26 protein-coding genes and 1 riboswitch are annotated in these 26,308 nt (G+C 45.9%); of the genes, 15 read left to right on the top strand and 11 right to left on the bottom strand.

Annotated elements, in window-relative coordinates:
• On the bottom strand, positions 1 to 1,269 hold a 1,269-nt coding region (locus tag H2O73_RS19570; protein ID WP_281364257.1), incomplete at its 3' end, for a transketolase family protein.
• A gap of 319 nt (positions 1,270 to 1,588) precedes the next feature.
• On the opposite strand from H2O73_RS19570, the gene metK reads away from it, so the two are divergent.
• The 8 genes from metK (at position 1,589) to ruvX (ending at position 8,113) form a co-directional block, all read left to right on the top strand.
• Positions 1,589 to 2,743 carry a methionine adenosyltransferase gene (gene metK, locus H2O73_RS19565; protein WP_182110612.1) on the top strand — a complete coding sequence of 385 codons (1,155 nt, stop codon included), beginning with the start codon at positions 1,589 to 1,591 and terminating at the stop codon, positions 2,741 to 2,743.
• Between the two features lie 268 nt (positions 2,744 to 3,011).
• Positions 3,012 to 3,809, top strand: coding sequence for a DUF2189 domain-containing protein (locus H2O73_RS19560; RefSeq protein ID WP_182110611.1), 798 nt, complete (start codon positions 3,012 to 3,014; stop codon positions 3,807 to 3,809).
• A gap of 71 nt (positions 3,810 to 3,880) precedes the next feature.
• A complete protein-coding gene (locus tag H2O73_RS19555; protein ID WP_182110610.1) occupies positions 3,881 to 4,378 on the top strand; it encodes a SprT family zinc-dependent metalloprotease in 498 nt (165 codons plus the stop codon).
• Between the two features lie 100 nt (positions 4,379 to 4,478).
• A complete protein-coding gene (locus H2O73_RS19550; RefSeq protein WP_182110609.1) occupies positions 4,479 to 5,201 on the top strand; it encodes an endonuclease in 723 nt (240 codons plus the stop codon).
• Positions 5,202 to 5,312: 111 nt separating this feature from the next.
• A complete protein-coding gene (gene rsmE, locus H2O73_RS19545; RefSeq protein ID WP_182110608.1) occupies positions 5,313 to 6,044 on the top strand; it encodes a 16S rRNA (uracil(1498)-N(3))-methyltransferase in 732 nt (243 codons plus the stop codon).
• A gap of 12 nt (positions 6,045 to 6,056) precedes the next feature.
• Positions 6,057 to 7,004 (top strand): glutathione synthase, encoded by a 948-nt coding sequence (gene gshB / locus H2O73_RS19540; RefSeq protein WP_182110607.1) that lies wholly within the window; start codon positions 6,057 to 6,059, stop codon positions 7,002 to 7,004.
• Between the two features lie 55 nt (positions 7,005 to 7,059).
• Entirely contained in the window at positions 7,060 to 7,623 is a 564-nt protein-coding gene (locus H2O73_RS19535) for a YqgE/AlgH family protein (RefSeq protein ID WP_182110606.1), read from the top strand.
• A 61-nt stretch (positions 7,624 to 7,684) separates the two neighbouring features.
• On the top strand, positions 7,685 to 8,113 hold the full coding sequence (gene ruvX, locus H2O73_RS19530; protein ID WP_182110605.1) for a Holliday junction resolvase RuvX: 429 nt from the start codon (positions 7,685 to 7,687) through the stop codon (positions 8,111 to 8,113).
• 81 nt (positions 8,114 to 8,194) lie between these two features.
• Here the strand turns inward: ruvX and pmbA are convergent, their stop codons facing one another.
• Positions 8,195 to 9,538, bottom strand: a complete 1,344-nt coding sequence (gene pmbA, locus H2O73_RS19525; RefSeq protein ID WP_182110604.1) for a metalloprotease PmbA — start codon at positions 9,536 to 9,538, stop codon at positions 8,195 to 8,197.
• 109 nt (positions 9,539 to 9,647) lie between these two features.
• Between pmbA and yjgA the strand changes: the two genes are divergently transcribed.
• Entirely contained in the window at positions 9,648 to 10,175 is a 528-nt protein-coding gene (yjgA, locus tag H2O73_RS19520; protein WP_182110603.1) for a ribosome biogenesis factor YjgA, read from the top strand.
• Positions 10,176 to 10,272: 97 nt separating this feature from the next.
• Here yjgA and thiQ read toward each other — a convergent pair whose 3' ends face one another.
• From thiQ to mpl, 5 genes are all read right to left on the bottom strand, one after another.
• On the bottom strand, positions 10,273 to 10,977 hold the full coding sequence (gene thiQ / locus H2O73_RS19515) for a thiamine ABC transporter ATP-binding protein (protein WP_182110602.1): 705 nt from the start codon (positions 10,975 to 10,977) through the stop codon (positions 10,273 to 10,275).
• Positions 10,964 to 12,565: a thiamine/thiamine pyrophosphate ABC transporter permease ThiP gene (thiP, locus tag H2O73_RS19510; protein WP_182110601.1), complete on the bottom strand. Its 1,602-nt coding sequence runs from the start codon at positions 12,563 to 12,565 to the stop codon at positions 10,964 to 10,966. The genes thiQ and thiP overlap by 14 nt, the downstream gene beginning before the upstream one ends.
• A 9-nt stretch (positions 12,566 to 12,574) precedes the next feature.
• A complete protein-coding gene (gene thiB, locus H2O73_RS19505) occupies positions 12,575 to 13,564 on the bottom strand; it encodes a thiamine ABC transporter substrate binding subunit (RefSeq protein ID WP_182110600.1) in 990 nt (329 codons plus the stop codon).
• A gap of 62 nt (positions 13,565 to 13,626) precedes the next feature.
• A riboswitch (TPP riboswitch) is annotated at positions 13,627 to 13,735 on the bottom strand.
• Positions 13,736 to 13,811: 76 nt separating this feature from the next.
• On the bottom strand, positions 13,812 to 14,438 hold the full coding sequence (locus H2O73_RS19500; protein WP_182110599.1) for a flavin prenyltransferase UbiX: 627 nt from the start codon (positions 14,436 to 14,438) through the stop codon (positions 13,812 to 13,814).
• A 5-nt stretch (positions 14,439 to 14,443) separates the two neighbouring features.
• Positions 14,444 to 15,796: a UDP-N-acetylmuramate:L-alanyl-gamma-D-glutamyl-meso-diaminopimelate ligase gene (gene mpl, locus H2O73_RS19495; RefSeq protein ID WP_182110598.1), complete on the bottom strand. Its 1,353-nt coding sequence runs from the start codon at positions 15,794 to 15,796 to the stop codon at positions 14,444 to 14,446.
• Between the two features lie 328 nt (positions 15,797 to 16,124).
• On the opposite strand from mpl, the gene fbp reads away from it, so the two are divergent.
• Positions 16,125 to 17,144, top strand: a complete 1,020-nt coding sequence (gene fbp, locus H2O73_RS19490; protein WP_182110597.1) for a class 1 fructose-bisphosphatase — start codon at positions 16,125 to 16,127, stop codon at positions 17,142 to 17,144.
• A gap of 104 nt (positions 17,145 to 17,248) precedes the next feature.
• Positions 17,249 to 17,776, top strand: coding sequence for an inorganic diphosphatase (ppa, locus tag H2O73_RS19485; protein WP_182110596.1), 528 nt, complete (start codon positions 17,249 to 17,251; stop codon positions 17,774 to 17,776).
• Positions 17,777 to 17,838: 62 nt separating this feature from the next.
• Here the strand turns inward: ppa and H2O73_RS19480 are convergent, their stop codons facing one another.
• From H2O73_RS19480 to tamA, 4 genes are read right to left on the bottom strand one after another with little or no spacing between them, the layout of a single operon-like run.
• Positions 17,839 to 18,186: a DUF2799 domain-containing protein gene (locus tag H2O73_RS19480; protein WP_182110595.1), complete on the bottom strand. Its 348-nt coding sequence runs from the start codon at positions 18,184 to 18,186 to the stop codon at positions 17,839 to 17,841.
• Between the two features lie 36 nt (positions 18,187 to 18,222).
• Positions 18,223 to 18,570 (bottom strand): gamma-glutamylcyclotransferase family protein, encoded by a 348-nt coding sequence (locus H2O73_RS19475; RefSeq protein ID WP_182110594.1) that lies wholly within the window; start codon positions 18,568 to 18,570, stop codon positions 18,223 to 18,225.
• A 10-nt stretch (positions 18,571 to 18,580) separates the two neighbouring features.
• On the bottom strand, positions 18,581 to 22,345 hold the full coding sequence (gene tamB, locus H2O73_RS19470; protein WP_182110593.1) for an autotransporter assembly complex protein TamB: 3,765 nt from the start codon (positions 22,343 to 22,345) through the stop codon (positions 18,581 to 18,583).
• Positions 22,342 to 24,057, bottom strand: a complete 1,716-nt coding sequence (gene tamA, locus H2O73_RS19465; protein ID WP_182110592.1) for an autotransporter assembly complex protein TamA — start codon at positions 24,055 to 24,057, stop codon at positions 22,342 to 22,344. The genes tamB and tamA overlap by 4 nt, the downstream gene beginning before the upstream one ends.
• 124 nt (positions 24,058 to 24,181) lie before the next feature.
• Between tamA and msrA the strand changes: the two genes are divergently transcribed.
• From msrA to zrgA, 4 genes are all read left to right on the top strand, one after another.
• The gene (msrA, locus tag H2O73_RS19460) at positions 24,182 to 24,805 is read left to right on the top strand and encodes a peptide-methionine (S)-S-oxide reductase MsrA (protein ID WP_182110591.1); all 624 of its coding nucleotides are present in this window, start codon (positions 24,182 to 24,184) and stop codon (positions 24,803 to 24,805) included.
• Positions 24,806 to 24,891: 86 nt separating this feature from the next.
• Entirely contained in the window at positions 24,892 to 25,443 is a 552-nt protein-coding gene (locus tag H2O73_RS19455; RefSeq protein WP_182110590.1) for a YtfJ family protein, read from the top strand.
• 81 nt (positions 25,444 to 25,524) lie between these two features.
• Positions 25,525 to 25,818: a DUF2607 family protein gene (locus tag H2O73_RS19450; protein WP_182110589.1), complete on the top strand. Its 294-nt coding sequence runs from the start codon at positions 25,525 to 25,527 to the stop codon at positions 25,816 to 25,818.
• A gap of 85 nt (positions 25,819 to 25,903) precedes the next feature.
• A partial coding sequence (gene zrgA / locus H2O73_RS19445) for a zinc uptake protein ZrgA (protein WP_182110588.1) occupies positions 25,904 to 26,308 on the top strand: 405 nt, incomplete at its 3' end.

Genomic DNA, 26,308 nt, shown 5'->3' with positions numbered 1-26,308 from the left:
CATGATCGCTGTCATACCGAATTCACGAACACCGTAATGGATGTAGTTACCGGCAAAGTCACCCGCTTCTAGAGACTTAGAACCAGACCACATGGTTAGGTTCGAAGGTGCTAGGTCAGCAGAGCCGCCCATGAATTCAGGTAGCATAACACCAAACGCTTCTAGTGCATTTTGTGATGCTTTACGTGATGCAATGTTTGCAGGGTTAGCTTGCAGATCAGCAATAATTTGGTTCGCTTTCTCTTCCCACTCACCTGGTAATTCACCGTTTAGACGACGCTTAAGTTCAGCCGCTTCTGCAGGGTATGCCGCTGCGTATGCTGCAAACTTATCGTTCCATGCTGCCTCTTTCTCTGCGCCCGCTGCTTTTGCATCCCACTGAGCGTAAACATCGGCAGGAATTTCAAATGCAGGGTGCTCCCAACCAAGAAATTCACGCGCCGCTGCGATTTCTTCAGCGCCTAGAGGGGCACCGTGACAGTCGTGTGAACCTGATTTGTTTGGTGAACCAAAACCGATGATGGTTTTAGTACAAATAAGAGTTGGACGAGGATCCGCTTTAGCCGCTTCAATAGCTGCATTGATTGCGTCAGCATTGTGACCGTCTACTGCTGGGATAACATGCCAGCCGTAAGCTTCAAAACGCTTAGGTGTATCGTCAGAGAACCAACCTTCAACGTGACCATCAATAGAGATACCGTTGTCATCCCAGAAAGCAATCAGCTTACCTAGACCCAACGTACCCGCTAGAGAACAAGCTTCGTGAGAGATACCTTCCATCAAACAACCATCACCCATGAAGACGTAAGTGAAGTGGTCAACGATGTCGTGATCTTCTTTATTAAATTGTGCTGCTAGTGCTTTCTCTGCTAACGCCATACCCACTGCGTTAGTGATGCCTTGGCCTAGAGGACCCGTCGTCGTTTCAACGCCCGGTGCGTAGCCATATTCTGGGTGACCCGGTGTTTTTGAGTGCAGTTGACGGAAATTCTTAAGATCGTCAATCGATAGCTCGTAACCACTTAGGTGTAGCAAAGAGTAAATCAACATTGAACCGTGACCGTTAGACAGTACGAAACGGTCGCGATCAGCCCATTCTGGGTTTGCTGGGTTATGGTTTAGATGAGAACGCCAAAGTACTTCGGCGATATCAGCCATACCCATAGGTGCGCCTGGGTGACCTGAGTTAGCTTGTTGAACACCATCCATGCTTAAAGCGCGGATTGCATTAGCGAGCTCTTTATTCGAAAGAACGTTACGAGAAGACATGTCTGCTCCTGAGTGCAAGTAAGCGAATTTATATTACGGGAAATAATGAGCGGTATTCTCTCAAAGCACCTAGAGCACTGCAAACGTTTTCCAAGCATTAAACGCACAATTATCCCCATTATTTCGATATGTTTTTGCACATCTAGCCGCTCGACGCCAACAAAACGCAAACGATTGGTTTCTCTTTTTACAAAAAAATAGCTTGTAATTAGAGCATTCGAATTTAGAATAGACGTCTAGATGTAGATACACCTACACAGCTTAAGACTATTTTAGATACAGTTTTTTACCCTGTATCCCTTACAAACATGGAGTCCACATGGCTAAGCACCTTTTTACTTCTGAGTCAGTTTCAGAAGGCCATCCAGATAAAATTGCAGACCAAATCTCTGATGCTGTTCTTGATGCGATCTTAGAACAAGACCCAAAAGCACGTGTCGCATGTGAGACTTACGTGAAGACAGGTATGGTTATGGTGGGTGGTGAAATCACCACTTCAGCATGGGTTGATATCGAAGAATTAACACGTGAAACTGTTCGTGAAATTGGTTACGTACACTCAGACATGGGTTTCGATGCAAACTCTTGTGCGGTACTAAACACTATCGGTAAGCAATCTCCAGACATTAACCAAGGTGTTGATAAAGCCGATCCTAAAGAACAAGGCGCTGGTGACCAAGGCATCATGTTTGGTTACGCATGTAACGAAACTGACGTATTAATGCCAGCTCCCATCACTTACTCACACCGCCTAGTTCAGCGCCAAGCGGAAGTACGTAAGAACGGTTCACTACCTTGGCTACGCCCTGATGCTAAATCACAGGTCACTTTCCAATACGATCAAGGTAAGATCGTTGGTATCGACGCGGTGGTTCTATCCACGCAACACTGCGACACAATCTCTACGCCAGATCTGCGTGAAGCGGTAATGGAAGAGATCATCAAACCTGTTCTTCCTGCAGAGTGGCTAAGCAAAGATACTCAATACTTCATCAACCCAACCGGTCGTTTTGTTATCGGTGGTCCAATGGGTGACTGTGGTCTGACTGGTCGTAAAATCATCGTTGATACCTACGGCGGCGCAGCGCGTCACGGTGGCGGTGCTTTCTCTGGTAAAGATCCATCAAAAGTTGACCGTTCAGCAGCATACGCAGCGCGTTACGTTGCGAAGAACATCGTAGCGGCTGGCATGGCTGACCGTTGTGAAATCCAGCTTTCTTACGCTATCGGTATTGCTGATCCAACATCAATCATGATTGAGACGTTTGGTACTGAGAAAGTAGCACACAGCATCATCATTGAAGCTGTTCGTCAGTTCTTCGACTTACGTCCATATGGTCTACAAGAGATGCTGAACCTACTTCAACCGATCTACAAGAAGACTGCAGCATACGGTCACTTCGGTCGTGAAGAGTTCCCATGGGAAGCAACGGATAAAGCAGTACTACTACGCGAGTTCGCTGGTATTAAGTAATCTGCTGATTCGTAACTATTTTAAAGCCCTCGCCTATGCGAGGGCTTTTTGCTTTCTCTCTATCTCATTTGATTAACTCTGCGACTAATCCTGAAATAATTTGTAAATTTGCTCATCTCCGCCAATAGTTAAAACAATGTTAAATATTATTTGTACCTAGCAAGTTTATGATGTGGCTCACGCGGCAAGGTGCCCTAACTGTTAGCCAGACATCAACCATAGCCACAAAACGATAGTGGTATCCGTGAGAGACAATCAAGGAGGAGTCATGCCTCGAACAGTTAATCCGTCAGACCTAAAAAATGAGCGAAAAGAGGTACCTAACCATGAGTACGCTCGCACCTTTCCCTGCAATAACGTCAGTATTAGTGCACCATTTCATTGGCTTGCATTAGGACTGCATGATTTTGTCCGTATGCCCATCATCAGTGCCTTTTATGGTCTCTGCTTTATGGCGGCAGCAATTGGTATCGTTTTGCTGGTTCAATGGCAAGGAACCCACCTCGTCATTATGCCTAGCTTAGTGGTGTACATGTTGATAGGTCCTTTCCTCGCTCTGGGGCTTTATGATGCCAGCTGGGAAAGAGAACGAGGACGCAGCGCCAGCCTATTCCATTCGATTAAAGCCATAGGGCGAAATTCAAGCTCGCAGTGGGCATTTGCAGTACTGCTTGCCGTCTGTATGATTTTTTGGATGCGCATCGCCGCACTTCTACACGCCCTTTACCCTTCAGTACAAGGGGCGCCACTGACCGATTTCCTCCCATTTTTAGTCATTGGGTCTATGGTTGGTTTCGTGCTTGCGTGTGCTGTCTTTAGTATCTCAGCTTTCTCAATCCCGCTCATGATGGAGCGCCAAGTCGACATTATGACCGCCATCTTCAGCAGCTTTAATGCGGTACGCTCTAATATTCCAGCAATGATTGTTTGGGCAGCGATCATCTGTGGCGGGATTTTGATTGGCTTTGCCACCTACGGAATAGGAATGCTGTTTACCATGCCAATTCTTGGTTACGGTACTTGGCACGCTTACCACGAGGTGATCAAGAAAAAACATCAGCCTTAACAGCACCACAACTTCACGCTATTATCCTCTCAGCCTAACCATTGCGTTGGGCTGATTTCTTTGGAGTAGTTGTGGATTTAGAACTTCGCTATCGAGCCCAGCAAAAAGTGGCTCAATCTATTTTACAAGCCGAACAAGCATTCAACCGTACTTTCCCCAAACCGCGACTGCGTTTTCAATTACGAGGTAAAGCGGCAGGTAAAGCCTATCTGCAACTCAATGAAATTCGCCTTAATCCCGTGCTGTTTAGCGAAAATCCACAAGCGTTTATTGATGAGGTCATCCCCCATGAAGTGGCTCATCTGATCACCTATCAGGTATATGGTCGCGTACGACCACATGGTGTTGAGTGGAAAGGTGTGATGGAAGCGGTTTTTCATATTCCCGCAAGAACAACGCATAGCTTTGCTGTTGATTCTGTGAAGGGGAAAACCTTTGAGTATCAATGCCAGTGCACACTTTATCCACTCAGTATTCGTCGCCACAATAAAGTAGTACGAGCTCAATCGAGCTATCGATGCCAGCAATGCAAGCAGTTACTCACTTTCACTGGAAAACAACTCAGTTAGTCGGATAAAAGCCCACAAGCACAATTCGCAAAATTATCAGCTAACAACGGTTGATTTGGGTGATATCATGCAAAAAGCCATTCCTTTATAAGACTTTTTCATGCGTAACATCTCTTGTCTATTGCTTGCTTTTGTCGCAAGTAGTGCTGTAGCAGCACCACCAAGTTCATTTTCGGCAGCCAAACGCGAGGCAGTTAATATCTATAAAGATCTTGAAAAAGATCTCGACTACTCAACCAGTTTCTACTGCGGCTGTGAGATTAACTGGCAAGGTAAAAAAGGCATTCCAGATCTCGATGGATGCGGATACAAGATTCGTAAACAGACGCAGAAAGTGCGCGCTACCCGTATTGAGTGGGAACATGTTGTTCCTGCTTGGCAATTCGGTCACCAAATGCAGTGTTGGCAAAAAGGTGGGCGCAAAGAGTGTTCGAAAAAGAAATACCCTCAATTTCGTATGATGGAAGCCGATCTGCACAATCTCACCCCAGCGATTGGCGAAGTAAACGGTGACCGTTCAAACTTTAATTTCAGTCAATGGAATGGCTTGGATGGAGTTACTTACGGCAGCTGTGAGATGCAAGTTAACTTCAAACAGCGCAAAGTCATGCCACCGGACCGCGCTCGCGGCTCAATTGCTCGTACTTATCTATATATGAGCCAAGAGTATGGTTTTACCCTCTCGAAGCCACAACGCAACCTGATGTTAGCTTGGAACAAGAGCTATCCCGCCGAAAAATGGGAGTGCGAACGCGACAGACACATAGCCAAAGTACAAGGGAACAATAACCCATTTGTGCTGGAGGCGTGTCGAAAGCGGTAAGTGAACATCGAAATAAACAACCGTGTTGGGCAGAGACTACCCCTTGTTTTTTCTGCCTAACGCATCCATGTTACTCTCTATATATCTCAATACAGCTGGAACTGATACACCATGCGAACTCCTCGAATTTATCACCCTGAAACCATCCACCAACTTGGTGTTATCGCCTTAAGCGAAGATGCTGCAAACCACATCGGTCGCGTATTGCGTATGCAACAAGGTCAACCTGTGTTGTTGTTTGATGGCAGTGGTGCTGAATTCCCTGCCGTGATTGCATCGGTATCAAAAAAATCAGTGGACGTTGAACTGACTGAACGCGTAGAACGCAGCAGCGAATCACCACTTAACCTGCACTTAGGTCAGGTCGTTTCACGTGGTGATAAAATGGAATTTACCATTCAAAAATCTGTCGAGCTTGGTGTGAATACCATAACCCCTCTGATTTCAGAACGTTGTGGCGTCAAGTTGGATCAAAAACGATTCGAGAAAAAACTCGACCAATGGCAGAAGATCGCCATCAGTGCCTGTGAGCAATGCGGCCGCAACACGGTGCCAGAGATCCGCCCTATTATGAAATTAGAAGAGTGGTGCGCGGAAGAGTACGATGGTTTGAAGCTTAACTTGCATCCTCGCGCTAAATACTCAATCAACACGCTACCAACCCCAGTTGAAAAAGTTCGTTTGCTTATCGGTCCTGAAGGCGGTTTATCTGCACAAGAGATCGATATGACACAAGAATATCAATTTGAAGAGACGTTGCTTGGTCCACGTGTATTACGCACAGAAACCGCCGCGTTGACCGCAATTACAGCCCTACAAGTTCGCTTTGGCGACCTTGGCTAACCGGAGAAGATCATGATTAAACTTGGCATAGTGATGGACCCTATTTCGTCCATCAATATCAAAAAGGACTCTAGCTTTGCAATGCTGCTCGAAGCACAGCGCCGTGGCTATGAAATCCACTATATGGAAATGAATGATCTACACCTAGACCAAGGTGTTGCCATTGCCGATACCAAAGTGGTTGAGCTAAAAGAAGATCCTAACGGTTGGTACGAATTCAAATCAGAGCAAACCATCAAACTGGCAGAGCTTGATGCGGTATTGATGCGCAAAGATCCTCCTTTTGATACGGAATACATCTACGCGACCTACATTCTAGAACGCGCAGAGATTGAAGGCACATTGATCGTCAACAAGCCGCAAAGTCTTCGTGATTGCAATGAGAAGCTATTCACTGCTTGGTTCCCTGAACTGACACCTACGACTATCGTGACCCGCAAAGCAGAAAAAATTAAAGCCTTCCGCGAAGAGCATGGTGACGTGATCTTAAAGCCACTTGATGGCATGGGTGGAGCATCTATCTTCCGCGTCAAAGCCAACGATCCAAACGTCTCGGTGATCATTGAAACTTTGACTAACCTAGGTCAAAACTACGCGATGGCACAAACGTTTGTACCAGACATCAGCAATGGTGACAAACGTATTCTAGTGGTTGATGGCGAACCAATGCCTTACTGCTTAGCGCGTATTCCAGCCGAAGGTGAAACGCGCGGAAACCTTGCTGCTGGTGGTCGTGGTGAAGCTCGCCCACTAAGTGAGACAGATAAACAGATCGCTGAAGCGGTAGCGCCTACACTTAAAGAAAAAGGTCTGATCTTTGTTGGTCTTGATGTCATTGGTGACAAGTTGACTGAAATCAACGTGACCAGCCCAACGTGTATCCGTGAAATCGAAGCTGCTTTCGATATCTCGATCACTGGCAAGCTAATGGATGCCATCGAGCGTCGCCTAAAAAAATAAAGTCCAATGGGGCGTAACTGCGCCCCAATTTGGTTTGACATGAGGCTGGATAATTATGAACTTAACTAACCACTTTTTAGTCGCCATGCCTGGGATGAAAGATCCCTACTTCAAGCGCAGTGTCATCTATATTTGTGAGCACAACCAAGACGGTGCCATGGGCTTGATGATCAGCTCACCGATTGAAATCACCGTCGAAAAAATGTTGGAACAAGTTGATGTCCAACCGGTTCACCCACAGCTAAAAACCGACAACTTAGCAATGCAAGTACTGAACGGTGGTCCAGTTTCAGAAGACCGCGGGTTTATTTTGCATCAACCCAAAGATCATTATGAGTCGAGCATTCAAATGACCGACCATATCTCTGTCACTACCTCAAAAGACATTTTAGGTGTCTTAGGTACAGAAGCTGAACCTAATCACTACTTAGTCGCGCTGGGTTACTCAGGCTGGGAGCCGGGGCAACTCGAAGTCGAACTGGCAGAGAACTCTTGGTTAACCATTGAAGCCGATCCAAGTGTGATCTTTGAAACTCCGGTTAAAGATCGCTGGCAAACCGCAGTACAGATGCTCGGTATCGATGTAGCACAGCTCTCTAGCGACATTGGTCATGCTTAACCTCAATGAATCTGACGTTAGCGACCATTAAAACAATACGATTGATTTAGAAGAAATAACTATGTCTAGCAGAACCATCATGGCTTTTGATTACGGTACGAAAAGTATTGGTAGTGCCATCGGTCAAGAAATCACTGGCACCGCCTCACCATTGAAAGCGTTTAAAGCCAATGACGGCATCCCAAATTGGGATGATATTGAAAAACTGATTAAAGAGTGGCAACCAAGCCTATTGGTTGTTGGGCTACCGACCGATTTGCACGGTAAAGATCTCACCACCATTACTCAACGTGCAAAGAAATTCTCACAGCGCCTACATGGTCGCTTCGGTTTGCCGGTAGAGCTGCATGATGAGCGACTGTCTACCACTGAAGCGCGTGCAGATTTATTCGCTATGGGTGGCTACAAAGCGCTATCAAAGGGCAATGTCGATTGCCAATCGGCAGTCATTATTTTGGAAAGCTGGTTTGAAGCCCAATGGGGTGAATGATTTCCCCTCTTAATTTCAAAAAAATCCCGAGCCAGCTACCTGTACTCGGGATTTTTTATACTTTAAATCGCTTAGTTAAAACTACTCACCGGCAATTTTCATCGACTCAAGTAAGATTGAACCAGTTTGAATTTGTGAGCGAGTTTCTACATCACTACCCACAGCGACAATTTGTTGGAACATATCTTTTAGATTACCGGCAATAGTGATTTCTGATACTGGGTACTGAACCTCACCATTTTCTACCCAAAAGCCTGCTGCGCCACGTGAATAATCACCGGTTACGACGTTTACGCCCTGCCCCATCACTTCCGTCACCAACAAACCCGTGCCGAGCTCTTTAAGCATCTGCTCCATGTTTTGTCCGGTCGATTTCACATACCAGTTATGGATGCCACCAGCATGACCAGTCGGTGTCATATTCATTTTACGAGCGGCATAACTGGTGAGTAAGTATGTAGCTAGCGTACCATCAGTAATGATTTCAAGATCGCGAGTGTATACACCTTCACTATCAAACGGGCTCGATGCCAAGCCACGCAAAACATGCGGGCGCTCTGAAACATTAAACCAGCTTGGCAAAATCTGCTTGCCTAAATGATCAAGTAAGAATGATGATTTGCGGTACAAGTTACCACCGCTGATCGCCATAATAAGGTGACCAAGCAAACCTGTCGCGACATCAGCTGCAAACATGACCGGGTATTTACCCGTTGATAGACGTTTTGCATCAAGACGGCTTACGGTTTTATCTGCCGCCATTTGACCAACCCTTTCAGGTGACCATAAATCATCTTTATGGCGGGCAATGGTGTAGCTGTAATCACGCTCCATTTCGCCGTTGACACCTTGGCCAATCACACAACAGCTGGTGCTGTGGCGGCTGCTCGCATAGCTAGCAAGTAAACCATGGCTGTTACCGTAAACTTTAACCCCATAGTGGCTGTCATAGCTTGCACCATCACTCTGTTTGATCTTGCTACTAACAGAGAGTGCGCGTTGCTCGGCTGCGATTGCCACTTGCGCGGCATAATCAGGATCTGGCGTATCAGGATGGAAAAGGTCAAGATCAGGAATATCTTGTACCATTAATTCTTTTGGTGCTGGTCCTGCAAATGGGTCTTCAGAAGTGTATTGAGCGATATCCAATGCAGCCAAAACCGTTTGTTGAATTGCTTTTTCACTCAAGTCCGATGTGGATGCACTACCTTTACGCTGACCACGATAAACGGTAATACCCAGTGCACCATCACTATTAAATTCAACGTTTTCCACTTCACACATACGAGTAGAAACACTTAAACCAGTCGACTTAGTAATGGCAACTTCAGCAGCATCTGCTTTTACTGCCGCCATCTCCAGCGCTTTCGCTACTGCAGCCTCTAGCTCAGCGCGCTGCTGAGCGACTTGCTCTTTTACGTCCATATTTCTTCTAAATAGTCATGGGGATTGCATCTAGGATAACAAGAATTTCGCTTTCTCCCCATGTTTCTTGTTAAAATAGAGGAATAGATAGTCAAATAAGGCAAAACAGATGGCACGCAAAAATCAAAAAGCGCCATGGGAACCGGAAGAAGAAATCATCTGGGTTAGTAAATCTGAGATGAAACGCGATATGGAAGAGTTGCAAAAATTGGGTGAAGAGCTCGTTGGATTAAAACCATCAACGTTAGCAAAATTCCCTCTAAGCGAAGATCTTGCTGAAGCGGTTAAAGATGCACAACGCTTTAAAAACGAAGCTCGTCGTCGTCAATTGCAACGTATCGGTAAACTGATGCGCTATGAAGATCCAGAGCCAATCCAAGCGGCACTGGATAAGATTCGTAATAAACACTCACAAAACACCGCTGTGCTGCATAAACTTGAGCAACTGCGTGATCGTGTAGTGGAAGAAGGCGATGCTGCTATTGCAGAGGTCATTGATCTGTACCCAGCCGCTGATCGCCAACGCTTGCGCCAACTTGCGCGCCAAGCAGCAAAAGAAAAATCAACCAGTAAGCCACCACGCGCTTACCGTGAGATTTTCCAAATACTCAAAGATCTGAACGACGAAGCAATTTAAAAGCAACGTTATTTAGTTCCTAGTTAGCAAGCCTCTTTAAACGAGGTGGAAAAAGGTTGCCGAAAGGCAACCTTTTTAGTTTTAAACCATATCAGAGCTAATGCCCGGCTTTTACAAAAGCAGCCAAAGCCGAATTAGCATGCTGCGCAGAAAGCGCGCTGATCTCATCAACCACTTCAACACAACGATTATTAATAAAAGCAAAATCCGTCGCAATCGAGCGAGCATCACTAATATGGTGGGTCACCATAATAACGGTCAGCTTTCGCTCACTCGCTAACTGCTTCACCAACGCAAGCATCTCTTCGCGCAGTAATGGGTCAAGCGCAGAAAACGGCTCATCCAACAGCCAAATTTGATGCGGCTGAACAAAACATCGAGCTAAAGCAACACGCTGGCGTTGTCCGCCTGATAGCTGCTCCGGTAAACGTTCAAGGTACTCCACGACCCCCACTTGTTGCGCTGCATGTTCCACTTGTTGTTGCTGCTCGTGAGTGAGCTTAAGTCCGGGGTGCAACCCTAAGCCGATATTCTCTCGCACCGTCAAATGGGCAAACAGGTTGTGCTCTTGAAATAGCATCGCCACTGGACGTTGGTGTGGTGCCTTGCCAATCAATGGCAGCCCTGCCGCAATAATTTCGCCACTGATTGGCTCAATAAACCCCGCCATCAAAGCCAATAATGTCGACTTACCCGCGCCACTAGGGCCCATTAACGCAACAATGGCACCAGCTTGGACCTGAAGATCAAAATCAAAAGGCTCATTATGATAGGTATAGTGGACTCGATTAATACTTAACATCATTCACCTTGGTATTCGCTTTAAAGAGTTTTTCTATCAACGTAAAACAAGCCACGCTTAAAATAAGTAGAGTGAGAGAGACAACCGCTGCCGCCTCCATTTGGTAACTCCCCAGCAGTTGGAACAGGTAGAGAGGTAAGGTTCTAAACTCCTGCCCACCAAAGAGTGCGATAGCGCCAAGATCACCAATTGCTAGCATAAAGCTAATCGCAAATGCATGAGCCATTGGCTTTTTCAGCCCACGCCACTCCACCACTTTAAAACGCTGCCAACCACGTAACCCTAAGCTTGCCGCTAAATACTGGTACTGCTGTTCGATTTGTAACATTGGCTGCGATAAGGTTTTGATGACATAAGGCAGCCCCATCAACGCATTGACCGCAATCACAATGAAAAATGCCATGCTAAATACATCGGTAAAATTACGCAGTAGTAAAAATAGCCCCGTCGAAATAACCAACCCCGGGGTGACTAGTATGATCGTCCCAAGTAATTCGATTTGATCCGCACTTCGTCCTCTGGCGTTTAAACGCAATCGGCGACTGGTCGTGAGTATCGCTATCCCCGCAGAAAGCGCAATAATACTCGCAACCACTGCAACCTGTAACGATGCGCTCAATGCTTGCCAAAAACGCTCATCTTGCAGCACGTGGATAATTTCGGAGTTGACACCGCTTAACACCACCATCAGCAAAGGGGGCACCACCAGCAATATCGATAAAGCTATCCATGCCCCATCCCATATACGCCAACCAGCGCTATCATTGACTAGATAACGCTGCCTCGTCGTTGACCCCGTGGTAACCGCTACAGGCTTCGCTAAACGTTGTATTGCCAATGCAAGCAGGCCACACAGCAACATCTGCCAAATCGCTAACAACGCACCCGCTTGCAGATCAAAGTCAAACTTAATCGCTTGATAAATGGCTAACTCAATAGTGGTCGATTTAGGTCCCCCACCCAGCGCCATCACGGTGGCAAAACTGGTGAAGCAGAGCATAAAGACCAAACCTGATACATGAGGCAATTGCTGCCTTAAACGTGGCCACTCTACCCATTTAAACTTTTGCCACTGGCTCATGCCAAGGTGCGCACACAGCTTATGCTGTTCCTGTGGGATCGCTTCTAACGACTGTAGCAACAATCTGGCTGAATACGGTAGGTTGAAGAACAGATGCGCCAGCAAAATGCCATTAAGACCATAGATGGAAAAAGGCAATTCTTGATCAAACCAAGTAAACCAATCAGCCATCAACCCCGAATTACCATAAATGGCGAGTAAGCCAAAAACGCCAACTAATACCGGCAAAACCAGCGTTGAGCTAAACAGCTTAAGTAGCAAATTTTTCGCTTTGAAATCACGTTTAGATAACGCATGCGCTACCGGTAATGCTAAACCAACACTTAACAGTGTTGATAAAAATGATTGGTAAAAACTAAACTGAGTGACATGGCGATAATACGGATCTTGCCACACTTGCAGCACATTAAGTGACGGTGCCGCCATAAACAGAGCGGCAAGGGCTGAAAAGACAAAGGCCGCGATACACATCGCGACCCAAAGCCCTATTTTAGGTATACGATTCAAGCAAATACCTTAACGAGTTAAGGCACTTTGCCATTCACGAATCCATGCTTTGCGTTGCGTTGCTACTTCATCAGAAGTGAAGCTGAGCGCTTTTTCAGGCACAGTGAGTGATTGGTAGCCTTGTGGCAATTTAATATCAGTGACTGGGTACATCCAGTTACCGGTCGGCATTGCTGATTGGAAACCGTCACTCAAGATAAACTGCATGAACTGATCCGCTAACGCTTCGTTTTTAGAGCCTTTCACTTTCGCTGCCACTTCAACTTGGGTGTAGTGACCTTCCGCAAAATTCGCAGCCGCAAAGCGCTTATCATCTTCAGCAATGATGTGGTAAGCCGGCGAAGTGGTGTATGACAACACCATGTCAGACTCTCCCTCTAAGAACATAGAGTACGCTTCTGACCACCCCTTAGTGACCGTAACCGTCTTAGCTGCCAGCTTTTGCCACGCTTGAGAAACATCATCACCATAGACTGATTTCATCCACAGCATAAAGCCTTGCCCCGGTGTTGATGTGCGCGGGTCTTGGTAGATCACTTTAAGGTCATCACGCTGCTCAACCAACTCTTTTAAGCTCTTTGGTGGGTTAGTTAGTTTCTCCGTGTTATAGACAAACGCAAAGTAACTAAAGTCATATGGAACAAACGTTTTGTCTTGCCAGCCACCCGGAATACTGACTGTAGAGGTATCAACAGCATGCTCAGTTAACAGACCCGTCTTCTTCGCTTCTGTCATTAGGTTGTTATCAAGACCCAATACTATGTCGGCTTTACTATTGCCATTTTCTAGGCGTAGACGGTTTAGAATAGAGACGCCATCATCAAGGGCAACAAACTGAAGATCACAACCGCATTGTGCTTCAAACGCCTTTTCGACCGCAGGAGCAGGGCCCCAATCAGCAGCGAAAGAGTCATAGGTATAGACGGTGAGTGTATTGTCTGCCGCTAAAGCAGAAAAAGAAGCGCAAGCAATTGCTAGGGCTGATAGAGTGGTTTTCACTGTTCGCTCTCCAAGGTTGAGAGGCACAGGTTTGAGGTCGAGGCTTAATTTTCCATAATTAGCAATTATCCTGACTCAATTCCTACGCCAGCATTATCTGGTTCAGGTACACGGGTCCCGGCAGATGCCGATCTCAGCTAGTGTTCTCCACTTGCTCCCCGATGAGTATGGGATGGATTGTAATCATTCCACTTATCAATAGCTACACGCAATTGCTATAAAAATGAGCGGCTAATCAATTGAAAGCTTATCCGCGTTGATCGTATCCCCAACGCGGTACTAATCCTTGCTCAACACCAAGGTGATCAAGAATTCGCGCTACCATAAAGTCAACCAAATCTTCTATCGTCTTCGGTTGGTGATAAAAACCGGGTGCCGCTGGCATGATCGTCACTCCCATTTGCGACAACTTGTGCATGTTCTCTAAATGCAGCGTAGAGAACGGGGTTTCACGCACCACCAGCAACAATTGACCACGCTCTTTCATCACGACATCGGCAGCACGTTCAATTAAATTGTCCGACATACCATGGGCGATGGCTGCAACGCTACCCGCAGAGCATGGGCAAACCACCATCTGCTTTGGTGCTGCTGATCCTGAAGCGACCGGAGAGAACCAATCATCTTTGCCGCACACCACCAACTTCTCTGGGTCGCAATTTAAGTACTCTACCAAGGCTTGCTTAGCCGCATCTGGTCCACTTGGTAACTTCAAATCGTGCTCTGTTGCCATGACAACACGCGCCGCTGAGGAGATGAGTAAGTAGACGTGGTAGTCTGCTGCTAATAAGCACTCCAATAAACGCAAACCATAGGGCGCACCAGAGGCGCCGGTAAATGCTAAAGTAATGCTCTTGCCACTTTGCTTGCTCATCTTCGTTATTCCGCCAGTTTTGCTAACAATTTGCCGTGAATGCCTTCAAAGCCACCATTACTCATCACCAGAATATGATCACCCGGTTTGGCACTGGCAACGATTTCATTCACCAATAGATCAATATCAGCATTGGCTGTGGCAGGTTGACGGCATTGCTTAGCAACCTCTTCCACCGACCATTCAATACTGTCCGGTTGATAAAGGAATACTTGATCTGCGCTATGCAATGATGCGGCGAGCGTGTCTTTGTGAACACCACGTTTCATCGTAGCCGAACGAGGTTCTAAAACGGCAATGATCTTGTCGTCGCCAACCTTGTTACGTAATCCACTCAGTGTCAGTTCAATAGCGGTTGGGTGATGAGCAAAATCATCATAAACAGACACTCCATTCACCTCACCTTTAAACTCAAGGCGACGCTTGGTATTAATGAATTTAGCCAAAGCTTCACAGGCAAGCTCAGGAGTGACACCCACATGACGAGCTGCGGCAATCGCCATTAAGGCATTGTCCACGTTGTGATCTCCCACTAAGTCCCACTTAACCGTACCGACTCGCTGCTGTTTTAGATAAACGTGAAATTCTGAGCCATCTTTTTTGACTTTTTCTGCGCGCCAGTCTCCTTGCTCGCCAGTAAACTCACTTTCACTCCAACATCCACGTGCTAATACATCCTCAATTGCCGGATCTTTTTGCGGCGCAAGAATGCGTCCATTACCTGGAACAGTGCGGACTAAATGGTGAAATTGGCGTTTAATCGCTTCAAGATCGTCGAAGATGTCTGCATGATCGAATTCAAGATTATTGATGACTAATGTACGTGGATGATAGTGGACAAACTTTGAACGTTTATCAAAAAAAGCACTGTCATATTCATCTGCTTCAACAACAAAAAACATGCTTTCGCCTAAACGAGCAGAGATACCAAAGTTACCAAGTACACCACCAACCAAAAAGCCGGGTTGATAGCCACAATCTTCTAATACCCAAGCCAACATACTTGAAGTGGTGGTTTTACCGTGAGTCCCTGAAATGGCGAGCACCCAGCGATCATGCAGTAAAAACTCCTGTAACCACTGCGGTCCAGAGGTATAACGAAGGTTACTGTTGAGCACATATTCCACACAGGGATTGCCACGACTCATCGCATTACCTATTACCACCAAGTCTGGGGCAGGGTTTAGCTGCGAAGGGTCAAAACCTTCTATAATTTCAATACCTTGAGATTCAAGCATTGTGCTCATTGGTGGGTAAACGTTTGCGTCACTCCCCGTGACTTTATGACCAAGTTGGCGAGCCAACATTGCTGCACCACCCATAAAAGTGCCACAAATCCCCAAGATATGGATATGCATAAACTTAACCTTGTTCTACGCGAAAATTACCGCTTCATTATGGCGATAATAGCTATAAAAGCGAACCATTTTGATCACGCTAATGCGACTAAAACCGACCATTCAATCACTCATTAGTCTCTCACCTTTAACCATGAAACCTAGGTTCAAGTAAGTAAATAAATTGAGATCTCAATCCGTTACTTCATTACCCATAATAAGATCTACGTCATACACTTAACTCATTAGTATTCGTTCAACCTATAGAACGTGACAAAGCCGATGAGGCTTCGCCGAAAGCCCATTGGTCATTAAGCCCCCAATAGCTAAATTTAAAAAAGGAAATATCATGTCTGGAATGCGCACCCTTGGCGAATTCATCGTTGAGAAACAAGCAGACTTCCCTCACGCAAGTGGTGACCTTTCTTCGTTACTCTCGTCTATTCGCTTAGCCGCTAAGATTGTAAACAGAGAAATCAACAAAGCTGGTCTTGCGGATATCACAGGAGCTGTAGGCGCAGAGAACATACAAGGTGAAGAGCAGCAAAAGCTTGACCTGTATGCGAATGAAAAGTTTAAAGCGGCCCTAGAGGCTCGTGATCAAGTTTGTGGTGTTGCCAGTGAAGAGGAAGATGAAGCGGTTGCATTCAACAAGGAGCTCAACAAAAACGCTAAATATGTTGTTTTAATGGACCCTCTTGACGGCTCCTCTAACATCGATGTTAACGTCTCTGTGGGCACCATTTTCTCAATTTACCGCCGCGTTTCACCAATCGGTACGCCACCAACAGAAGAAGACTTCCTTCAACCTGGTAATAAGCAAGTTGCTGCTGGCTATGTTATCTATGGTTCATCCACCATGTTGGTTTACACCACAGGTAATGGTGTGAATGGCTTTACTTATGATCCTTCGCTAGGCACTTTCTGCCTATCCCATGAAAATATGATGATTCCTGTTGATGGGCAAATCTACTCAATCAACGAAGGTAATTACGTTCGCTTCCCGCTGGGCATTAAGAAATACATTAAGTATTGCCAAGAGAACGATTCAGCAAGCAACCGCCCTTATACATCACGCTATATTGGCTCACTTGTGGCTGATTTCCACCGCAACCTTCTAAAAGGTGGCGTTTACCTATACCCAAGTACACAGAGCCATCCACAAGGCAAACTACGCCTACTGTACGAGTGCAACCCGATGGCTTATATCATTGAGCAAGCAGGCGGCACAGCATCGGATGGCGTCAGTCGTATTATGGATATCAAACCGACTGAGCTACACCAACGTGTTCCGTTTGTTGTTGGCTCTAAAAATATGGTTAGCACTGTCGAGCAGTTCATCGAAAAATACCGCGACGAACAAGAATAAAAACAAGCGCCTTCGGGCGCTTTTTTTGACTCTTTTTTACATCACCGTTTACCATTAAGGTAATAGACGCATTTTTGACCGAGCAAGAAATAAGGACATCACTAATGAGCTTAAATGACGTACCCGCAGGAAAATCACTTCCAGACGATCTGTATGTAGTAATTGAGATTCCCGCTAACGCTGACCCTATCAAGTATGAAGTAGACAAGGATTCTGGCGCCCTATTTGTTGACCGATTTATGTCAGCGCCAATGTTCTACCCGTGTAATTACGGTTATGTGAATGATACGCTCTCTCTCGATGGCGACCCTGTCGATGTACTGGTGCCAACGCCTTACCCACTAATGCCAGGTTCGGTGATTCGTTGTCGCCCGGTTGGTGTACTTAAGATGACGGATGAGTCAGGGGAAGATGCGAAAGTTGTGGCAGTCCCACACTCTAAGCTGTCAAAAGAGTACGACCATATTCAAGATGTGGGTGACTTGCCTGAGCTGCTCAAAGCGCAAATTACTCAGTTCTTCGAACGCTACAAAGAGCTAGAAGTAGGAAAATGGGTCAAAGTTGATGGCTGGGCAGATGTCGAAGCAGCTCGCCAAGAGATCCTCGAATCATTCCAGCGAGCGCAGAAATAATCGACTCTCGCGCACCATCAAAAAAGCCAGCATTCGCTGGCTTTTTTCATATCAACGCCGGGTCACCATTCTCTACGAGCATTGTTATAATCCGAACGAAAGAACGGATTTATGTCGTCGCAAATTCCGCGGTAGGGTTTTCCAATACGCCCAAGCATACTCGCACTTTGTGCACAGTACTTTTCCTTACCCACTTGATAACCATCTAAATACGCTAGATATTGCTCTGCGGTGACCACTCCAGACAAAGAGTGCATAACTAATTTCTGCTCTGATTGAACAATATGCCCATCACTGGCGCGTTGCTCACCATAACGCTGCCAAGACGCCACATCATCAGAGAGAGTTGCTGTTATTTGAGATGAACAACCAACCAAAACGAGACCAAACAGTAAGGTTTTCCATTTCATTGGTTTCTCCTCACATCAGTAAAGAAACAGTTTCAATTATATACGCTGACACCAATCTCCGGATGAAATAATCACATCAAGCAGTGAGGCATCTTGATACAGATATATCCAAGCTTGACCAAACGGGGTATCGATCAGTTCTCTACGATACTCAACCGGTACATCTTCCAACTCATCAAGCGCTTTTAATATCACTTCATCAATCAGATAAACCTCACCAAATATAACCTGATGCCCATTAATTACGGCTGGATAGGCGCCAAGATCATAAAGTGCGTATTCAGGGGGCGTTTCATGTTGACCAAGCAGTTGCGCCTGAGAAAGCACATCGTGATTACTCTCTCCTTTGCGTAAGGTCCCATAAACAAAAACCAAATGCTGCATCGTATTCCCCTTAGTCAAATTGAAATTGGTAAAGTAAATCTACTGCACTATCTAAGCCTGATACCGCCTCTAGATAGAGGTTCTTCATTAAACGATAACGAACGGTAAATTCACCAACAGAATCGAAAATACCAACACCGTATTTCACCTGCAAGCCCGGTAGCACGTAGCCACTTACGGTCACCTGGGATTCATCCCCAGATCCTGCGGTATCCAGTTGAAGATCTTGCACACCAAACGCTTCGCCCAATTCGCCCACCACCTTACCACTCTTCGCTAGGCTTAACCCAATTAAGGTCGTCGTCATGGCATTTCCGCCAGACTCACCATCAATATCTTGACCTCGCAATAGGTAAGAGAGTGCGTTGGCTTGTGGCATTGCCGGATCAGAGAAAATGGTTAATTGAGGCTCATCCGCTGGACCTATAACCTTCACCCCTGCGGTAACATCATCTTGGGTATTTTCTGGATTACGAATCGCGGTGATCTGCACATAAGGTTGATCGACCGGGCCATTCATTAAGATCTTACCTTCTGAGATCAGCAGATCCTGCCCAAATGAACGATAAGAACCATCTAAAATGTTTACTTCGCCAGTGACAAATGGTCCTTTGTTTTTCTGAACCACGTTGAGCTTACCAATCAACTCACCTTCAAGACCAAACGCCGATAATTTAAAATTATCACCAATACTAATGCTGATATTGGTTTCAATATTAAATGGCACCACACTATCGGTTTTAACAGGTTTACCTTGCGCATCCACAATCACTTGATCTTTCGATACTCCAATAGCGCTTGGTGGCAACTCGTCAATGACAATCCGCCCCCAAGGCAAAGCAATGCTGCCATCAATTCGTGCAAACTTCGGCGAGGCTGTAATCGTCATGTCAGGAACCACTTTCACCCGAACCATCGGTGGCATAACTACTTTCAGCTCTTGGGCAAATACGCGAGCTTTAGCCCGCCAATCGGTAAGTTCTTGCCAGTTGGCATCACCAGCGACATTGAGCTTCCCGTCCGGAGTTTGTAATGCGGCGCTTAACACGGCATCGTAGCCAGAGAAATCAATCGACAAACGTCCTGAATCGACTTCAATCGGCGAAATGTCGCCATGCAGCATTATATCATCCACAACAAACTGACCATTAACTCTCGGGTGCAACAGCGGGCCTGAAATCTTCAAATCGGTTTCTATATTTGATTTTAACTGACTGTATTCACCCACCAGCACATTAAGAAAATCAAGGTTAAAGGTACCGAGCGCCAATCGACCATCAATTTGCTTATCCTGCGCAAGAATATCTGGGATGGTCAATTCACCACTGACATCGCCATTATTGGTCACATCAAATAACCAATCCGCTTTCAAGGTATTATTTGCAATTGTGGTGTTAAGTTTGACGCTATCCCAGCCAAACACCAAAGGCTGCTCAAGAAATTGAGTCACACTGCCCTTCGGCATCGTGATTGAGGCTTTTAATTCAGGGGCGGTATTCGGTGCCCATTTTGCCCACACCGAGCCATTCACTAACCCCGTAAGATCGGTCTTATCTGGTAAGAACATACCAATTTGCACAAGACTAAATTGATTGATGGAAAGCTGCGCCTCGCCACTGCTACCCACTTTAATGTCTTTGTCTAAGCACAAAGACGAATTATTTTGACGCCAGCAATGGGCGCCCACCGATGCCAGTTGCGTCGCCATATCAAAACCAAGTGATGTGGCTTCATCTAGCTTCCAAACGCCTTGCTCGGAGCGCAGCATCATACGTTGCAACTGACCGCTCCAATTCAGTTCAGGTTTACTGGTTAAACTGCCGCTCAACGCTAGGCTTGTCGATACTACATTTGAATCAACATCAAGCGTTACCTCATGCGCTTGCTCGGTGCCAGTGGCATCTAAGGTAATAGCATCAATCTGCGTACCTTGATAGCTCACCCCTTTGACTACAATATTTGCCTCACCATGCGGGGCTGGTAATGGCACTACGTCAGCAGCCAATTGAACCGATGCTACTTGAAGCTCATTTTGCCAATCAATGTTGTTGACTGATAAGTTCATCGCCACTTTGGGCTCGGCAAGTTTGCCACTTAATTTCACCGACCCGATAGCGCTCCCTTTAAGCTCAGGAACCGATTTGCCCATCTCAGGTAAATTCAAGCCAATCGCCATATCCCATTGCTGTTCAAGCTTGCCTTTTGCCTCAAGAGAGTTCGGTCCGTGAGACAGCACCAGCTTTGGTGTCTGCAGTGAAAAAATACCTTTGCCTTTTTTATCCGAGACATCCACAGCGCCAACAATGTTGAGTGGGTATTGGCGCAAAATGCCATCAATATCCAACATCGGTACTGAGACTTGCCAACCACCTTGTTTGGTGAGGCTCCCCGTTGTACTGAGCTTGCCACTGATATTGCCTTCTGCTTGCTGCCATTGAAGACCCGGCTGAATATTTGCCATGCTTAAATCTGCAGCCCAATTGATCGGGGCTTGCCAATTTGCCATCGCATTACCTTTCACTGAGCCGCCTAAGGTTTCAATATCAAGATCCGAAAGCTTTATTTGTGAAAGATCCCCTTTGCCAGTTAGCTGTAACGCGACATCAGGAATTTGCTCGCCTTTGGCTTTACCATCAAGCGTGATTTGATAACCTTTTAGTGAACCGTTACCACTAAAACGCTTAACCTCTGCTTGGTAGTCCGCTTTCCCTTTTAGCGGCCATTGTGCTTTTCCGCTACGCAGCAAAACATTAAACGGAATATTCGGATCTAATGGTTCCAGTTTGGCTTCAATTTCTGCTTTAACTAATTTGTCTAACGTCGCCTTCAATTTAAGTTGTGCAACACTACCTGATGCCTGAACACTCACGTGTTGCCCATCAATCGGATCAACACCTAGCGTGGCATTCAACGATAAATCCAATGGGTAGCCTTGTGCTAACGTCACCTCACCTTTTAGATCACCTTTTATTTGCGGCATATCCAATTCAAGCGCTGAGACTTTAATATTGGATCCTGATGCCAGCGCCGATAAGCCTAAATGATGCACAAGGATCGGCTCAGTTTGATCAAGTTTAAAGTTACCAATATCTAAACGGCTTAAATCAATAGAAAGCGGCAATACTACCTCTGGTAGCACGATCGGTTGGCTCTCTTCTTCTTTATTGTCCCTCGCTTCAGGAGCCTCTTCTGAGCTTGCCGCTAGCTTAACCGTCGCACCATTGAGCACTGTTTTGTTGATGCTCAGCCGGTTACCTTGAAAAAGTAAACCGGTACCAAACGTTTCCCATTGAATCTCGTTACCCAAAATATTGAGATCAATATCTTTGAGCAATACACGACCGACTCGGATCGGTAAGGGAGACGTAATAGCTGCATTGCTGGTCGTCGTTTGTTCTTCTGCTGCTTGGGATTCCGGCAATTTCGGCAATTTCGGCAATGAAAATGTCATCCCTTCAATAACCAGTTCATCGACACACACGCTAGGCTCGGTCAAACACGCAGGTTTGATCGCGAGTGACAAGGATTGGATTGAAGTATCGACATGCAGCTGCTCATCGTTAAACGTGACTTCTTGTAGAGTAAAGCGCGGAAACACAGCCCCTTGATGATCCCCGATTGTCAGTTGTGGTACAAAGCGCTCAGCGCCCCACACCACCAGCCCCAACCCCGGTTTGGTGAACAATAGCAGGGTCAGTGCTAACAAAAGAGTCAGCACTAAGCCTAATAACGCTAAAGAGAGCCATTTCGACCACTTTAGTACCACTTTGGTCATAGCTCTGGTCCTAATGTAAAGTGCACTTGGAACTCATTTCCTGGCGTGGCATCCAAACCCCAAGCAAAATCCAATCGAACAGGTCCTACTGGGGATGCCCAGCGAATACCAACCCCAACGCCACGTTTAAAGTCGGGGGTATAATCAAATGCATCACCGTAATCGTAGAACAGTGCTCCCCACCAGTTACCTACGACTCGATATTGATATTCCAGCGACGTAGTTGCCATAAATTTAGCGCCGCTTAATGCTCCACTGCTATCACGCGGTGAAATAGACTCATAACCGTAACCACGCAAGTTATTGTCACCACCCGCAAAAAAACGCAATGATGGGGAAAGTTTGTCAAAGTCTTCGGTGATATTCGCACCACCATCAATCCGGAAAATACCGCGATGGTTGTCGCCCAAACTGCGAATCCATGACATACCACCAATCGCTCTAAATACCTGAGTCTCTGATAAGGCATGAGGATCACCGTACTCTAGCGTCAAGCTCTGTCTATCTCCCCAGCTTGGCATCGCACCACCACGTGAACGGGTACGTGTAAAAGAGATCCCCGGCAGCAAAAATTGCGCATTATCATCGAGAATACCTTGCTCATAATTTTCCAGTAAGTAACGAATGAACAACGTCCGGTGCCAGCCATTATCCAATGTCCAGTGACGCTCTAACGCCAAGTTAGATTCAAAACTTTTGGTATCACGGCTGTCAACTTGCTTCATTCCGTATTGAACTCGGTAGTATTCATTCAAGACATCGTCTAAAGGAATACGATAACCAGCAGTGATCGTCTGCTCTGGCTTAGACAGTAAAAAACTACTGTCAAAACTGTGCCCGCGAGAATTCACCCATGGCTTTTTCCATTTCAACGAACCACGGACTCCCACATCCGTGGAATAACCGATACCCGTTTCCAGTTTATTGCGAGCTTGCGGTGCCAGAGATACTTTGATGGGTAATTCCCGCTGCTTGCCTAAATAACTTAAGTCCGGTTCAACAAACACTGAAGAAAACCAATCTGTATTGGATAAGTTTTGGTTATATTCGCCAATCTTTGACACCAAATATGGCTCATCTAGCTCATAAGGCTCTAAGGAGTAGACACGGTCTAGTTCAATTTGACTGCCAGTAACCATTGTTTCACCAAAGTGATAACGAATACCGCTATCGTAATGAAGGCGTATGTAGGCCTCATTCAGATCGGGAGAGACCTCTAATCGACTGATTTTATAGTCGCCTTCGAAATATCCCTTTTGCAATGCAAGGTTTCGAATGTTCGATTTCAATCCATCATACAAACCGTGATTCAAGCGCTTACCAACTTTTAAACCGCTCTTCTTAACCAGCGTGGCAAAATCGGGATCCTGTTTCGCCTCACCCTCAAATTCGATATCTAATTGATTAATTAGCACCGGAGGACCCGGTGTTACGGTAACGATCAGCTCATCACCTTTATCTGCTACACGGAAACTAAACGTTGGGTGGTAATAACCCAAAGCATTGAGTGATTCGGTAATACTGCGCTCTAAACGTGACTGAAAACGCAATGATGTGTCATATTCCTTTTGAGGAATTGAGGAAAGGTAGACTTCAACATTGTTTTTTACTTTTCCTTTTAAGCCTTCTATCGACAGCTCGACGTCGTTCGCCATAGCTAGGCTAGATAGGCATAACGAGGCAATGACGATAGCTAACGGCTTTTTTATCATGGGCTTTCAGCACTATTGTTACGTATTGTTTGTAGTAAATGATAACTTGAGTTATTAAGTTCGTCTGTAGGAAAAGCGTTAAATTCCCGGTCTTGTTTACCAATAGCGATATAAGGAAAGCAGTATGTTAGATAAACAAACCCTCATTTCAGCTGAACTCGCATTAGTGGGTCGCGATGAACCACTTATCATTGAAGATAAACACTATGTTAATGGTAGCAGTATTAGCGCGCCTCTCATTGGTAAGCAACAACAAATATTACTTGGCATGGGGTGCTTCTGGGGTGCTGAAAGGCTTTTTTGGCAACTCGATGGTGTTATCAACACATCTGTTGGTTACTCAGGTGGTTACACTGCCAACCCTAGCTACGAAGAAGTGTGCAGCGGTAAAACAGGTCATACTGAAGTAGTGCGAGTGGTGTTTGATAGTAGCAAACTCTCACTAGAGTCATTATTGCGATCGTTTTGGGAGCGCCATGACCCGACTCAAGGCATGCGACAAGGCAATGATTTAGGCACACAGTACCGCTCAGTCATTTATGTTTATGACCAACAGCAACTAGAAACCGCGCAGCAATCGAAAGAATCTTACCAAGAGTTACTAGGCGACTCAGCTATCACAACCGAAATCATCTTGGCCGGTGAATACTACTTTGCAGAAAACTACCACCAGCAATATTTGGCTAAAAACCCTGATGGCTATTGTGGTTTAGGTGGCACGGGTGTCTGTTTTCCGCCACAAGCGTAATAAACGATGGTCAGGCTAGTGGAACTGAGATTTGAGTATATACTTTAATTGCTTAAGCAAAGTATGACTAAAACAGGAAGATAATAATGAATAACAGAACTCTGCTCGCACTGGCTGTCGCATGCTCTCCCATGTTTGCCGCTGCACACAATCTCACTGTTGGGCAGCCAGCCCCTAGCGTTGATGTCGCTAGCCATGGTGAGATTGTCGTTAAAGACAACGACACTGTTTACCAAGCTTGGAGCTCCAATGACATGCTAGGTAAAGTACGTGTGGTACAAGCGATTGCCGGGCGCAGTAGCTCTAAAGAGATGAACGCGCCATTAATGGCTGCGATTACTGCCTCTCAGTTCCCATCGGACAGCTACCAAACCACAACCATCATCAATCAAGATGACGCGATTTGGGGTACGGGATCTTTTGTAAAGTCATCAGCGCAAGACAGCAAAATAGATTTCCCTTGGTCTTCCATGGTGCTTGATGAAGATGGTGCTGTGGCAAGCGCTTGGGATTTACAAACTGAATCATCAGCGATCATCGTTCAAGACAAACAAGGCAAGGTACTGTTTGTCAAAGAAGGGAGCTTGTCTGAAAGCGACGTGAAGCAAGTTCTAGAATTAATAGCAAAAAACCTATAGCTAAATAAATTTCTTCTGACGTATTCAAGCGTAATTGTTATAGTATAACAGTTACGCTTTTTTATGGGTTAATCACTTCGCATGCATCGCTTTGAAAGGTTGTCACTACGCAAAATGATGGTTGTACTTGGTACAATCACGCTATTGCTATGGACTAACTTCGCGGTCATCGATCACCAACTCGATCTCAACACCCATCATCATGAGCACCACCATTGCCAGCTATTTGCCTGCGTCTTGCATGGAGCCAAAGCTAGCCATTTTTCCTTACCGATAATAAAGCAACCAGAGCCTCGACCTTCGCTTGCTGTTTACCACTACCTAGAGGTTGCTGTGGTTGCGCATTCTGCGCGAGCACCACCTAAGCTTGTCTAAGCCATAAAAAATATTTTTTAACTCACTACTCACCCAAAAAATAAGGGTGGGAGTCAGCACAAATGAACAAGCTTAGGAAAACAAAATGAACAAACTCTCTCCCCTTGCTCTCGCGCTAGGTTGCCTATGTACTCATTCAGCAATCGCCGAAGAAGGTTTCCGCCAACATGACGCTCACGTCCATGGCGAAGTAGAATTCAACATTGCTCAAGATGGAAATGAATTACTGATTGAAATTACCGCTCCGGGAGCGGATGTTGTCGGTTTTGAGCACGCACCAGAAACCGCACAACAAACTAAAACATTAGAGCAAGCTATTGCCCAACTTAACAAGCCTGACGCCGTTTTCAATCTTAGCCAAGCGGCACAATGTCAGGTTGAGCATGTCTCTGTTCGTCACACTCTAGATGAAGATGAACACCACGACCACGACCACGACCACGACCACGACCACGACCACGACCACGACCACGACCACGACCACGACCAC

It is taken from the genome of Vibrio marinisediminis (assembly GCF_014050145.1).
GTDB lineage: Bacteria > Pseudomonadota > Gammaproteobacteria > Enterobacterales > Vibrionaceae > Vibrio > Vibrio marinisediminis.
This window is presented reverse-complemented; position numbering and strand designations above follow the sequence as displayed.

What these genes read in the sequence shown, in the direction of transcription:
- thiQ (WP_182110602.1), bottom strand. Translation starts at nt 10,977, where the DNA reads ATGTTAAGTATTAATCGAGTCCACTATACCTATCATAATGAGCCTTTT.
- ruvX (WP_182110605.1), top strand. Translation starts at nt 7,685, where the DNA reads ATGTCTAGCAGAACCATCATGGCTTTTGATTACGGTACGAAAAGTATT.
- yjgA (WP_182110603.1), top strand. Translation starts at nt 9,648, where the DNA reads ATGGCACGCAAAAATCAAAAAGCGCCATGGGAACCGGAAGAAGAAATC.
- H2O73_RS19475 (WP_182110594.1), bottom strand. Translation starts at nt 18,570, where the DNA reads ATGCAGCATTTGGTTTTTGTTTATGGGACCTTACGCAAAGGAGAGAGT.
- rsmE (WP_182110608.1), top strand. Translation starts at nt 5,313, where the DNA reads ATGCGAACTCCTCGAATTTATCACCCTGAAACCATCCACCAACTTGGT.
- msrA (WP_182110591.1), top strand. Translation starts at nt 24,182, where the DNA reads ATGTTAGATAAACAAACCCTCATTTCAGCTGAACTCGCATTAGTGGGT.
- H2O73_RS19455 (WP_182110590.1), top strand. Translation starts at nt 24,892, where the DNA reads ATGAATAACAGAACTCTGCTCGCACTGGCTGTCGCATGCTCTCCCATG.
- H2O73_RS19535 (WP_182110606.1), top strand. Translation starts at nt 7,060, where the DNA reads ATGAACTTAACTAACCACTTTTTAGTCGCCATGCCTGGGATGAAAGAT.
- fbp (WP_182110597.1), top strand. Translation starts at nt 16,125, where the DNA reads ATGTCTGGAATGCGCACCCTTGGCGAATTCATCGTTGAGAAACAAGCA.
- H2O73_RS19560 (WP_182110611.1), top strand. Translation starts at nt 3,012, where the DNA reads ATGCCTCGAACAGTTAATCCGTCAGACCTAAAAAATGAGCGAAAAGAG.
- tamB (WP_182110593.1), bottom strand. Translation starts at nt 22,345, where the DNA reads ATGACCAAAGTGGTACTAAAGTGGTCGAAATGGCTCTCTTTAGCGTTA.
- H2O73_RS19550 (WP_182110609.1), top strand. Translation starts at nt 4,479, where the DNA reads ATGCGTAACATCTCTTGTCTATTGCTTGCTTTTGTCGCAAGTAGTGCT.
- mpl (WP_182110598.1), bottom strand. Translation starts at nt 15,796, where the DNA reads ATGCATATCCATATCTTGGGGATTTGTGGCACTTTTATGGGTGGTGCA.
- H2O73_RS19500 (WP_182110599.1), bottom strand. Translation starts at nt 14,438, where the DNA reads ATGAGCAAGCAAAGTGGCAAGAGCATTACTTTAGCATTTACCGGCGCC.
- metK (WP_182110612.1), top strand. Translation starts at nt 1,589, where the DNA reads ATGGCTAAGCACCTTTTTACTTCTGAGTCAGTTTCAGAAGGCCATCCA.
- H2O73_RS19480 (WP_182110595.1), bottom strand. Translation starts at nt 18,186, where the DNA reads ATGAAATGGAAAACCTTACTGTTTGGTCTCGTTTTGGTTGGTTGTTCA.
- pmbA (WP_182110604.1), bottom strand. Translation starts at nt 9,538, where the DNA reads ATGGACGTAAAAGAGCAAGTCGCTCAGCAGCGCGCTGAGCTAGAGGCT.
- gshB (WP_182110607.1), top strand. Translation starts at nt 6,057, where the DNA reads ATGATTAAACTTGGCATAGTGATGGACCCTATTTCGTCCATCAATATC.
- tamA (WP_182110592.1), bottom strand. Translation starts at nt 24,057, where the DNA reads ATGATAAAAAAGCCGTTAGCTATCGTCATTGCCTCGTTATGCCTATCT.
- H2O73_RS19450 (WP_182110589.1), top strand. Translation starts at nt 25,525, where the DNA reads ATGCATCGCTTTGAAAGGTTGTCACTACGCAAAATGATGGTTGTACTT.
- ppa (WP_182110596.1), top strand. Translation starts at nt 17,249, where the DNA reads ATGAGCTTAAATGACGTACCCGCAGGAAAATCACTTCCAGACGATCTG.